This window comes from Streptomyces sp. NPDC047315 (assembly GCF_040643215.1).
In the GTDB taxonomy this organism is placed as follows: Bacteria; Actinomycetota; Actinomycetes; order Streptomycetales; family Streptomycetaceae; genus Streptomyces.
Map to the genome: position 1 here is coordinate 1 of NZ_JBEYTZ010000076.1, position 10,967 is coordinate 10,967.

The following is a 10,967-nucleotide window of genomic DNA, read 5'->3' on the forward strand; positions in this document are numbered from 1 at the left end:
GCAGTTCCCCGCGCCCCTGTTTCGCTGCCCCCGTCACTTGTCTGCAGGCCGAGGGCAGAGGGTTCAGGGGCGCGGGGAACTGCGCGAACAGCCCACCACCGAGCCGCAGAGGCCAACGTCCCCGCAGGGAGATGGCGAGTGCGTCGGGGTTATGGGGCCAGGGTCAGGATCAGGAGCGTTGTGGTGGAGGCGGTTTCGGAGAGGGCGCCCAGGACGTCGCCGGTCACTCCGCCGAACCTGCGCCCGCAGTGACGCAGCAGCGCCTCCGCCGCGCCCACGCCCGCGAGGACCGCCGCGGCGTGCTGCGCCGCCGCAGCCGCGCCGAAGCCGAGCGCAGCGGCCCCCGCCGCCGCGGTCACCAGCAGGACCAGGGCCAGCACCCAACCCACCGGCACCGTCGCGGCGACCGCCGCGCCCAGGCCCTCCGGGCGGGCCGGCGGCACGGTGGTACGGGCGGCGCAGGTCAGGGCGAGGCGTGCGGTGACCGCGCCGACCACGACGCCGACCGCCCCGTACGCCCACCCCTGCGCGTACAGCGCGGCGACCGCCGCGACCTGGGCGAGCAGCACGAACAGCAGCGTGACGACCCCGAACGGCCCGATGTCCGACCGCTTCATGATCTTCAGCGCATCCGCGGCGGGCTTGCCGCTGCCGAGGCCGTCGGCGGTGTCGGCGAGCCCGTCGAGGTGCAGCCCCCGGGTGAGGACCGCGGGCACCGCCACCGCGGCCACCGCCGCGAGCGCCGCCCCCGCGCCCGCGGCCAGCAGCACCCCGCCGACCGCCGCCGCGAACACCCCCACCACCAGCCCCGCCAGCGGTGCGCAGGCCATGCCGACGCGGGCCGCGTCCCGGTCCCAGCGGGTGACGCGTACGGGCAGCACGGTCAGGGTGCCGAAGGCGAAGCGCAGACCGGGGCCGAGGCCGGTGCGTATGGGGGAGACGGGCTCATCACTCACCGGCGCAGGGTAGCCCAGGGCCCGGCGCACGCCGGCTAGATTGCGCGTATCACAACAAGAGGGACAGACAACACGAAAAGGCGCGGTCCATGGGGCAGTGGTTCCACGACAACATCACCGAGCCCGGCAAGCTACCGACGCTGCTCGCCCTCGCCTCGTTCGTCCTCACCTTCCTCGTCACCCGCACCGTCGTGCGGATGATCCGCGCGGGCCGCGGCCCCTTCCGCAACGTCACCCCGGGCGGGCTGCACATCCACCACGTGGTGCCGGGCGTGATCCTCACCGTCGTCGGCGGCTTCGGCGCGGTCGGCAGCGGTCGGCACGGCTGGGCGGCGGGGGTCTTCGCGGTGCTGTTCGGGATGGGCGCGGGGCTGGTGCTCGACGAGTTCGCCCTGATCGTGCACCTCGACGACGTGTACTGGACGGAGGAGGGCCGGCGCAGCGTGGAGGTGGTCGTCCTCGCCGCCGCGCTCGCGCTGCTGGTGCTCGGCGGCTTCTCGCCGCTCGGCGTCGACTCCCTCACCGCCGAGGAGCGGCAGAACCGCGTCACCGTCCTGGTGACCATCCTGCTCAACTTGCTGCTGGTGCTGGTCACTTTCGTGAAGGGCAAGCCGACGTTGGCGCTGATCAGCGTCTTCGTTCCGTTCGTCGCGCTCTTCGGGGCGGTGCGGCTGGCCCGGCCAGGTTCGCTGTGGGCCCGCCACCTCTACCGCGACCGGCCGCGGGCGCGCGCCCGGGCCGCCCTGCGCTCGTACCGGCACGACCGCCGTTGGGACGGGCCGCGCAGGAAGTTCCAGGACCTGATCGCGGGCGCCCCCGACCGGCTGCCGTCCCGGAACCGGTCGGGACCCGACGGGGACTGAGCGCCGTCGCACCTCGGCCGCCGCACACAGCGCCAGGGCCGCGACGATGGCGGCCAGGTGCTCCTTGCCGGCGAGGTTCGGCTTGACGACCACCTCGACGACCATCGCGAGCACGACAGCGCCGGCCGTCCAACGGGCCCGCAGCCGCCAGCAGACGACGACCGCGAGCCCGACGACCGCGGCCGACGGCCCGGTGTCCACGACCCGGGCGTCCGACGAGGGCAGCCCGAGGAGCCCGCCGGGGCCGACGGCGACGCCGACCCGCGCGTACAGGGTCCCGGCGAGGGTGCAGACGTACGCGACCAGCAGCGTGCGCGCCCGCCCGAACGTGCACTCCGCGATCCCGAACACCAGCAGGACCTGCGCCAGGGCGCCCCACACGGGCAGGTCGAGCGCGGGCACGAAAAGCGACAGCGGGGTGCGCAGCAGGGCCAGCCACAGGGGGTCGTCGGCACGTACGGCGCCGACGGCGCGCACCGCCTCGTACCCCCACGTCCGGTGCTGCACCACCTGGAAGGCGGCGATGAGACAGACAGCGGTGAGCGTCAGCGCGATCGCGCGCGGCCCGCGGGCGGCCAGCGCCGTGCGTACGGCGGCGTACGCCGGACCCCACTCGCGCCGTACGAACGCGCCCGCCGCGCCCGTCGCGGTCATCTCGGGGCCGCCGCCGTCGCCGGGCTCTCCAAGTGCGTGCGGTGCAGCCAGCCCGGCAGCCCCGGCGCTTCGAGGAAGCCTTCGGCGCGGGCCGCCGCGATGGCGATCCGCGGCAGGTCGGCGCTCTTCTCGAAGAGCAGGAACCGCGGCTCCCAGATGGGCCGGTACTTGGCGTTGGCGCGGTACAGCGACTCGATCTGCCACCAGCGGGAGAAGAACGTCAGCAGCGACCGCCACAGCCGCAGCACCGGCCCGGCGCCGAGGCGCGAGCCGCGTTCGAAGACGGAGCGGAACATCGCGAAGTTCAGCGACACCTGGGTGATCCGCACCTCCGCGGCGCGCTGGAGGAGTTCGATGACCATGAACTCCATCAGGCCGTTGTCGCTGTCGCGGTCACGGCGCATCAGATCGAGCGAGAGCCCGTGCGGGCCCCAGGGCACGAAGCTGAGCACGGCCCGCAACTCGCCTTCGGCGTCGGTGCACTCCAACATCACGCACTGCCCGTCGCCCGGGTCGCCGAGCCGGCCGAGCGCCATGGAGAAGCCGCGTTCGGTGGCGCCGTCGCGCCAGTCGTCGGCGCGGCGCAGCAGGACGGCCATCTCCTCGGGCGGGATGTCGGCGTGCCGACGGATCCGCACCCGGTACCCGGCGCGCTTCACCCGGTTGTACGCCTGGCGCACGGTCCGCATCGCGCGCCCCTCCAAAGTGAACTCGGCAGTCTCCACCAGGGCTTCGTCGCCCAGCTCCAGGGCGTCGAGGCCGTGGCGGGCGTAGATCGTCCCGGCTTCTTCGCTCGCGCCCATCACGGCGGGGATCCAACCGTGTTCACGGGCCTGGGCGAGCCAGGGGGCGATCGCGCCGGGCCACGCCTCCGGGTCGCCGATCGGGTCCCCGGACGCCAGGCAGACCCCGCCGACGACGCGATAGGCCACGGCCGCCTTGCCGGTGGGGGACCACACCACGCTCTTCTCGCGGCGCAGGGCGAAGTAGCCGAGGGAGTCGCGTTCGCCGTGCCGCTCCAAGAGGGCGCGCAGCCGCTCCTCGTCGTCCGCGTCGATCGGGTCGACGGCGCGGCGCGAGCGGAACGCCGCGTACAACACGGCGAGCAGCAGCAGCGTGGACGTCACGTTGATGCTGACGTCCACCCAGCCGGGGGTGTCGATGCCCGTGAACGCGGAGTCGTCGGCGGCGAGCGAGCCGAGCCGCACCGCGCCGTACTGCCAGCGCTCCAGGAAGGTGGAAGGGGCGGTGGCGGTGTTGGTGACGGTGACCAGCAGGGCCGCGGCGAGCGAGGTGACCAGCAGCCCGCCGGCCGCGACGGCAGCCGCGAGCTTTGGGTTCGAGCGGTCGCCCTTCGCGTAGAACTCCCGCCGCCCCAGCACCAGTGCACCGCAGAACGCGGCGGTCAGCGCCAGCGAGACCCAGTTCTGCGGATGGGACCTGATGCCGGAATCGATCGCGAAGCCCAGCGCGAACAGGGCGAGGAACAGCCCCGCGAGCACCAGGTTCAGGATCCAGGCGGCCCGCTTGCGGCGGCGCATGGTGATCGCGAGGAAGAGCGTGAAGGCGCCGGAGGCGAAGCCCGCGGTCAGCAGGTACGGGGTGAAGTAGTCGTCGACGTTGTGGCGGCGGATGTCCTGGCCGAAGGAGACCCACACCGCGCTCAGCACGTTGAGGCAGGTCACCGCGCGCAGGTACCAGACGGTGAACGCCCAGGCGCGGTGCGAGCGGGCGGTGTCGCCGTCGGGGCGGGTGCGGCTTCTCGCCGCACTGACCGAATGGAACAAGCGGACCTCTCCCATGAAAAGCGATCATATGGGGCATCGCTGGTCATGGCGGGTCAGGGTACGGCCGCCGCCGTCGGTGGCGGCCGTACCCGGCGCGTCAGTCCGTGTCGCCCTCGGTGTCGCCCTGCGCGTCGCCCTGCGAGGAGGCGTCGGCGGGGGCCTCGGCGTCCTGTGCGCGCTCCGGCAACTCGGCCAGGAGCGAGGCGGCTGCCTGCACGAGGGGGAGGGCAAGCAATGCTCCGGTTCCTTCACCCACACTGACGCCCTGGTCGAGCATCGGGTTGAGCGCCATCCGGTCCAGCGCCTTCGCCTGCGCGGGCTCGCCGGTCAACTGGCCCGCCAGCCACCAGTCCGGGGCCCGGAACGCGGCCCGCTGCCCGACCAGCGCGCACGCCGCCGAGACCACCCCGTCCAAGATCACCGGGGTACGGCGCACGGCGCACTGGAGCAGGAAGCCGGTCGTCGCCGCGAGGTCCGCGCCGCCCACCGCGGCCAGCAGCTCCAACTGGTCGCCGAGCACTGGGCGGGCGCGGCGCAGCGCGTCGCGGATCGCCGCGCACTTGCGCATCCACGCCAGGTCGTCGATGCCGGCTCCGCCGCGGCCCGTGACGACGGAGGCGTCCGTTCCACAGAGCGCGGCGATCAGGACGGCGGCCGGGGTCGTGCCGCCGACGCTCAGGTCGCCCAGCACCACCAGGTCCGTCCCGGCGTCCGCCTCCTCGTCGGCGATCGCCATGCCGAGGCGCACCGCCGCCTCGGCCTCCTCGACGGTCAGCGCGTCCTCGACGTCGATCCGCCCGCTGCCGCGGCGCACCCGGTGCCGTACGACGTCGGCGGGCAGCAACTCCGGGTCGCAGTCCAGCCCGGCGTCCACGATGCGCACCGGCACGTCCGCACGGCGGGCCAGCACCGCGACGGGGCTGCGGCCCTCCAGCACGGCGGAGACCAGCGCGTGCGCGGTGCCCGCGGGGCGGCCGGAGACGTCCAGCTCGGCGACGCCGTGGTCACCGGCGAAGAGCACCACCTTCGGGCGGACGACGGGCTCGGGCGGGGTGCAGCCCTGTGCGGCGACCAGCCACTGGCCCAACTCGTCGAGCCGCCCGAGCGCCTTCGGCGGGATCAGGAGGCGGTCCCGGTGGTCTTCGGCGACTTGCCGGAGGGTGCCGTCCGCGCGGGCGATCCGGTCGGAGAAGTCATCGAGAATCAGCCTGCTCATTCGCCGAACAGTACCGGGTGGCCGCGGGCCCCGTCGGCGCCCGTTCCCCTGCGCGTGCGCTGCGCTCTGCGGGGTGTGGGTGCCTGCCGTTCCCCTGCGCGTGCGCTGCCCTCTGCGGCCCGGTGGTCGGTTGCTCGCGCAGTTCCTCGCGCCCCTGACTATCTCGCCGTTTCCCGGCGGGTGGGTTTGGTCTCTGCGGACCGTGGTGGGCTGGTCGCGCAGTTCCTCGCGCCCCTGACTGCCTCGCCGTTTCCCGGCGGGTGGGTTTGGTCTCTGCAGCCCGGTGGTCGGTTGCTCGCGCAGTTCCTCGCGGCCCTGGAGGCTGCTGCCTGCGGGCGCAGCTGTGGCGTGGGGATCCGCCCGCGCCCGAAGGGCGGGGCAATTAGGGGCGCGGGGAACTGCGCGAGAAGCGACCACGGTCCGCAGAGACCAAACCCACCCGTAGGGCTACGGCGAGGCAGTCAGGGGCGCGAGGAACTGCGCGGACAAGTCCCACCGGGCCGCGGAGACCAATGTGCCCGCAGGGTTTCGGCGAGGAAGTCAGGGGCGCTGGGGCCCCAGGCCCTCTAGGGCCGAGGCGGGGGTGCCCCCGTGCCCGCAGGGCACAGGGGGAGGAACTGCGCGACCAGCCCACCACCGGTGCGCAGGGGAACGGCGAGGTAGTCAGGGGCGCGGGCTACCGCAGAGGGAGGGGGTGGCCCGCGACTACCAGGATCACGTGCTCGCACTCCGCGGCGAACGCCGCGTTCACGCGGCCCAGCTCGTCCCGGAACCGCCGGCCCGACGCCGTCGCCGGGACCACGCCCGAGCCCACCTCGTTCGTCACCGCCACCACCGTGCGGGACGCACCCCGCACCGCCGCCACCAGCTCCGCCACCCGTTCCCGCAGGGCCTGCTCACCGCCGTCGCGCCACGTCTCCTCCTCCCACGCCCCCACCCGGTCCAGCGCGTCCGTCAGCCACAGCGACAGGCAGTCGACGAGCAGCGGCGGGCCCGGCGCCGTCAGCAGGGGCACCAGGTCGCAGGTCTCCTCCGTGCGCCAGGAGCCCGGCCGGCGGTCCCGGTGCAGCCGCACCCGCTCCGCCCACTCCGCGTCGCCGTCCCGACCGCCGCCCGTCGCCACGTACGTCACGTCCGGGAAGGTCCAGAGCCGCCGCTCCGCCTCCACCGACTTGCCCGAGCGCGCGCCGCCGGTGATCAGGGTGCGCCGGGGCACGTCCGGCACCGCGTGGTACTCGCCGACGATCAGGGTCGTCCCGTCCGGCACCGCCCGCGCCCCCGCCGCCGCCAGCCGGCGGTCCAACTCGGCCCCGCCGGGCACGTCGTGGTCCAGGTGCACCGCGACCACGTCGGTCGTCGGGCCGACCGCGCCGGCCGCGCGCAGCCGGGCCAGCGCGTCCGGGCGCCCGACGACGTCCGCCACGACCATGTCGTACGGCGCACCGGCCGGCGCGAGGCCCGCGGGCGCGCCCTGCGGCGGCAGGTACAGCAGCCGGGTCCCGTCGGGCGACGTCACCTCGTACCCCGTACCCGGGTGGTCCATCGGCACCGCCCGCACCCGGTGCCCGCTGATCAGGGTCAGCACCCGCCCGTCCGGCACCCGCCCCGCCGTCGGCAGCCCCGCCGGCAGGTCCACCGCCGGTCCGTCGTGAGGATGCGTCAGCAGCACCTGGCGCACCCCCACCAACGAGTGGCCCGCCCGCGCGGCGGCCAGCGCGGCGCCCGGCGTCAGGTCGAGCAGCAGCGCACCGTCCACCAGCAGGGCGGTCGCGGCCCGCGCGTGCGGGCCCCGGGCGAGTGCGCACACGGCGCACGGACAGTCGGACCTCGGCAACCCGGCAGGTGCGCCGGTTCCGAGCAGGGTCAGTTCCACGCCCTTGATACTCCCGTGTCTTAGCCGGTGCTGCGCGCCCGGCTACGCTGCGGGCAGGACAGAGATCACCGACGGCGTGCGGAGGCGGACATGGCGTGGACGTGGCGGTTCGAGAAGTCCGACGGAACGGAGGTCGCGCCCTCGGTCGAACCCGAGGAGTTCTCCACCCAGGGCGACGCGGAGTCCTGGATCGGCGAGCACTGGAAGGCCCTGAGCGAGGGCGGCGCGGACCAGGTCGTCCTCTCCGAGGACGCCACCGTGATCTACGGGCCGATGAGCCTGCACGCGGAGTGACCAGCGGGCGCCCCGGCCCCCCGGGGCGCCCCCGCCGTCCCCGCCGGCTGAGCACTCCGCCTCAGATCTCGCCGAGCGTCACCTGGGTCGACTTCCGCTCGCCCTCCCTGAGGAAGGTCACGGCCACCTTCTCGCCCGGCTTGTCGGACGCCAGCGCCTGCGCCAGCGAGGTGAGGTCCGTGATCGACGCATTGCCCACCTGCGTGATGATGTCGCCGGCGCGCAGCCCCGCCCGGTCCGCCGGGCCGTCCTTCTCCACCTCGACGATCGCCACCCCCGACGGCTGGTAGTTGTCGTCGAGGACGGTGCGTCCGATGATGCCCAGCGCGGCCCGTCCGGAGTCCGTCACCCGGCCGTACTTGATGATCTGGTCCGCGACGGTCTTCACCATCGACGCGGGGATGGCGAACCCGATGCCGGGCGCGGCGCTGCCCAGGTTCGGATCGGTCGCCGCCAGCGTCGGTACGCCGATCACCTCGCTGTCCAGGTTGACCAGGGCGCCCCCGCTGTTGCCCGGGTTGATCGCCGCCGAGGTCTGCACCATGTTCGCGATCGTGGCGCCCGTGCCGCCGCCCGAAGCGCTCTCGGTCACCGTGCGGCCGACCGCGGAGACGATGCCCTGGGTGACGCTGCTGGACAGCCCGAGCGGGGAGCCCATCGCCAGCACGATCTGGCCGACCTCGACCTGTGCGGAGTCGCCGAACGTGGCGGGCTTCAGCCCGGCCGGCACCTGGTCCAGCTTGAGGACCGCGAGGTCCTGCTGGGGGTAGGAGGACACCAGCTTCGCGGGCAGCGGCTGTTCCCCCGTCGCCGTCGTGACCTGGAAGGTCTTCTCGCCGCCCACGACGTGGGCGTTGGTGATCAGATGGCCCTTGTCGTCGTAGACGATGCCCGAGCCCAGGCTGTCGCCGGCCTCGATCTGGACGACCGACGGCAGCACGGCCTTGATGACGGCCTCGTAGTCCGACTGGAGGTCGTTCGCGACCTTGGGCAGGGCGATCGCCCGGGTGGAGCTCTCCGGCTTGGCAGCCGCCGACGCGCCCGCGCAGCCGGCGGCGAGGGCGGCGGTGGATATCGCGGCGGTCAGTGACAGCAGCAGTCGACAGCCGGCGGGGCGGACGGGGCGGATGGGGTGGCGGGCGGCGCGGCGGTGGGGTGAGTCCATGCTCGGAGTGTCCCTTTTGCCGGGTTGCGTCGGCCTGTTGTACGCCTCCGATCAGGTGGCCGCCGCCCCGGCCCCGGCCTGCTTCAGGAGGCCGGCACCCCCACCTCGTCCGCCTCCGCCGCCTCCTTCGCCTCCTCTGCTTCCTCTGCCACGTCCGCAAGGCCCGCCGGCTCCGACGCCAGGAACTGCGTGGCCGCCAGCTCCCCGTACAACGGGTCCCGCGCCACCAGCTCCTGGTGCGTGCCCACCGCGCGCACCTTGCCCGCGTCCATGACCACGATCCGGTCGGCCAGCGTCACCGTCGACAGCCGGTGCGCCACCACCAGCACCGTGACGTCCCGCGACACCTCGGCCACCACGTCCCGCAGCGCCAGCTCGTTGACCGCGTCCAGCTGCGAGGTCGCCTCGTCCAGGAGCAGCAGCCGCGGCCGGCGCAGCAGCGCGCGGGCGATCGCGACCCGCTGCCGCTCGCCGCCGGACAGCTTGGAGCCGCGATGGCCCACGACCGTGTCCAGGCCGTCGGGCAGCCGGTCGACGAGCGCGTCCAGCCGCGATCGCACCAGCACCTCCCGCACCTCCTCGTCCGTGGCTTCGGGGGCGGCGAACACGAGGTTCTGCCGCAGGGTGCCGGCGAGCACCGGCGCGTCCTGCTCGACGTAGCCGATCGCGGCCCGCAGCTCGGGCAGCGACCAGTCCCGCACGTCCCGGCCGTCCACCAGGACCCGCCCGCCGCTCGCCTCGTAGAACCGCTCGATGAGGCCGAACACGGTCGTCTTGCCCGCGCCGGACGGGCCCACGAAGGCGGTCATGCCGGCGCCCGGCACCGTGAAGGAGACGCCGTGGTGCACGGGCGGCAGGTCGTCGCGGTAGCGGAAGGCCACGTCCTCGAAGACGACCGAGGCCGCGCCGGAGGCGGCGGTCGTACGGGCCGTCGACGGCCCGGGCGTCAGGTCCTCCGTCTCCAACTGCTCGGCCTCCACCAGCCGTGCGATCGCCGCCGAACCGATCTGGTACTGCGTCGCCGCCTCCACCAGCTTGCTCACCGGGTCGATCAGGTAGAAGAGGAAGAGCAGGAACGCCACCAGCGTGGAGACCGAGATCTCGCCGGACGCCACCCGCGCGCCGCCGATGCCCAGCACGGCGAGGAAGGACACCTGGATCGCCAGGCCCACCGACGACCACGCCGCCGCCTGCCACTTCGCCGAGCGCACCCCGTACCGCCAGGCGGTCGTCGCCGCCCGGTCGACGACCGCCGTCTCCCGCTCCTCGGCGCCGGACGCCTTGACCGTGCGGAACGCGCCGAAGGCCCGCTCCAGCACGGTGGATATCTCGCCGACCGCCTCCTGCGCCTTCTTCGTCGACTTGGAGATCTGCGGCATGACGAGCGCGACGACACCGCCGATCAGCACGATCACGCCGAGCGTGACGCCGAGGAGCACCGCGTCCATCAGCGCCATCAGCACGATCGTGGCCACGAAGGAGACACCGCCGGTGATCGCGGAGACCACGGACTGGGTCGTCACGGCCTTCAGCAGGGTGGTGTCCGAGGTGATCCGGGACATCAGGTCGCCCGGCTGGGTGCGCTCCACCTCCGGCAGCCGCAGTCGCAGCAGCCGCCCGATGAGCGTGCGGCGGGCGGCCAGCACCACGGACTCGGCGGTGCGCTCCAGCACGTACGCGCCCACGGACTCGATCGCGGTGCCGATCACCACCAGGGCGGTGAGCACCACCAGGATCCCGGTGATGGACTCGTCCTCGCCGAGCCGGTCGACCAGGGCCTTCGCCGCGAGCGGCTGGGCGAGCGCGGCGACCGCGCCGACGAGGGCGAACGCGGCGCCGAGCGCGACGGCCCAGCGGTGCGGCCGGAAGTGCGCGTACAGCGCCCGCCAGGTCTCCCTGGCGGGCAGCTTGGGCGCCTCGGTGACCTTGGGGCCGTCGGGGCCGTCGGGGCCGTCACCGGTTCTCGTCCGTGTGACGTCGTCATTTCGGGTGGTGTCTTCGGCGCTCACGGAGGTGGTGACGCGAAATCGGCGCCGCGACCTGACTGAAGCGGCGATCCGATTGCTACTGATCTTTTCGTAAGTTCGGTGGGTGTGGTTGTCGTGTGGGTGGGAGGCTTTCGGGGTGGCATATCAAGCGTCGTTCTCTGCGGTCGGCTC

General features: G+C 73.8%; 8 protein-coding genes and 1 pseudogene. 2 read left to right on the plus strand and 7 right to left on the minus strand.

Features of this window, described 5'->3' with window-relative positions; genetic code table 11:
- Nucleotides 1-149: 149 nt before the first annotated feature.
- A complete protein-coding gene (locus ABZ842_RS38365; RefSeq protein ID WP_361548384.1) occupies nt 150-956 on the minus strand; it encodes an adenosylcobinamide-GDP ribazoletransferase in 807 nt (268 codons plus the stop codon).
- An 89-nt stretch (nt 957-1,045) separates the two neighbouring features.
- Here ABZ842_RS38365 and ABZ842_RS38370 point away from each other — a divergent pair, with 89 nt between their 5' ends.
- Entirely contained in the window at nt 1,046-1,819 is a 774-nt protein-coding gene (locus tag ABZ842_RS38370; RefSeq protein ID WP_361548387.1) for a hypothetical protein, read from the plus strand.
- A gap of 21 nt (nt 1,820-1,840) precedes the next feature.
- Here ABZ842_RS38370 and ABZ842_RS38375 read toward each other — a convergent pair.
- From ABZ842_RS38375 to ABZ842_RS38390, 4 genes and pseudogenes are all read right to left on the minus strand, one after another.
- A pseudogene (locus ABZ842_RS38375) lies at nt 1,841-2,473 on the minus strand (hypothetical protein); the annotation flags it as partial.
- Nucleotides 2,470-4,275, minus strand: a complete 1,806-nt coding sequence (locus ABZ842_RS38380) for a phosphatidylglycerol lysyltransferase domain-containing protein (RefSeq protein ID WP_361548390.1) — start codon at nt 4,273-4,275, stop codon at nt 2,470-2,472. The pseudogene ABZ842_RS38375 and the gene ABZ842_RS38380, both read right to left, overlap by 4 nt.
- Nucleotides 4,276-4,357: 82 nt before the next feature.
- Entirely contained in the window at nt 4,358-5,476 is a 1,119-nt protein-coding gene (cobT, locus tag ABZ842_RS38385) for a nicotinate-nucleotide--dimethylbenzimidazole phosphoribosyltransferase (RefSeq protein WP_361548393.1), read from the minus strand.
- 676 nt (nt 5,477-6,152) lie between these two features.
- Nucleotides 6,153-7,349: a bifunctional adenosylcobinamide kinase/adenosylcobinamide-phosphate guanylyltransferase gene (locus tag ABZ842_RS38390; protein ID WP_361548396.1), complete on the minus strand. Its 1,197-nt coding sequence runs from the start codon at nt 7,347-7,349 to the stop codon at nt 6,153-6,155.
- A 90-nt stretch (nt 7,350-7,439) separates the two neighbouring features.
- Here ABZ842_RS38390 and ABZ842_RS38395 point away from each other — a divergent pair, with 90 nt between their 5' ends.
- Complete coding sequence (locus ABZ842_RS38395; protein WP_361548399.1) at nt 7,440-7,643, plus strand: hypothetical protein; 204 nt, start codon at nt 7,440-7,442, stop codon at nt 7,641-7,643.
- A 61-nt stretch (nt 7,644-7,704) separates the two neighbouring features.
- On the opposite strand, the gene ABZ842_RS38400 is transcribed toward ABZ842_RS38395, so the two are convergent.
- Complete coding sequence (locus ABZ842_RS38400; RefSeq protein ID WP_361548402.1) at nt 7,705-8,808, minus strand: trypsin-like peptidase domain-containing protein; 1,104 nt, start codon at nt 8,806-8,808, stop codon at nt 7,705-7,707.
- Nucleotides 8,809-8,891: 83 nt separating this feature from the next.
- Nucleotides 8,892-10,715, minus strand: a complete 1,824-nt coding sequence (locus tag ABZ842_RS38405; protein WP_361548405.1) for an ABC transporter ATP-binding protein — start codon at nt 10,713-10,715, stop codon at nt 8,892-8,894.
- Nucleotides 10,716-10,967 lie beyond the last annotated feature (252 nt).

Coding starts and splice junctions, on each gene's coding strand:
- ABZ842_RS38370 (WP_361548387.1), top strand. CDS start 1,046: ATGGGGCAGTGGTTCCACGACAACATCACCGAGCCCGGCAAGCTACCG.
- ABZ842_RS38380 (WP_361548390.1), bottom strand. CDS start 4,275: ATGGGAGAGGTCCGCTTGTTCCATTCGGTCAGTGCGGCGAGAAGCCGC.
- cobT (WP_361548393.1), bottom strand. CDS start 5,476: ATGAGCAGGCTGATTCTCGATGACTTCTCCGACCGGATCGCCCGCGCG.
- ABZ842_RS38395 (WP_361548399.1), top strand. CDS start 7,440: ATGGCGTGGACGTGGCGGTTCGAGAAGTCCGACGGAACGGAGGTCGCG.
- ABZ842_RS38400 (WP_361548402.1), bottom strand. CDS start 8,808: ATGGACTCACCCCACCGCCGCGCCGCCCGCCACCCCATCCGCCCCGTC.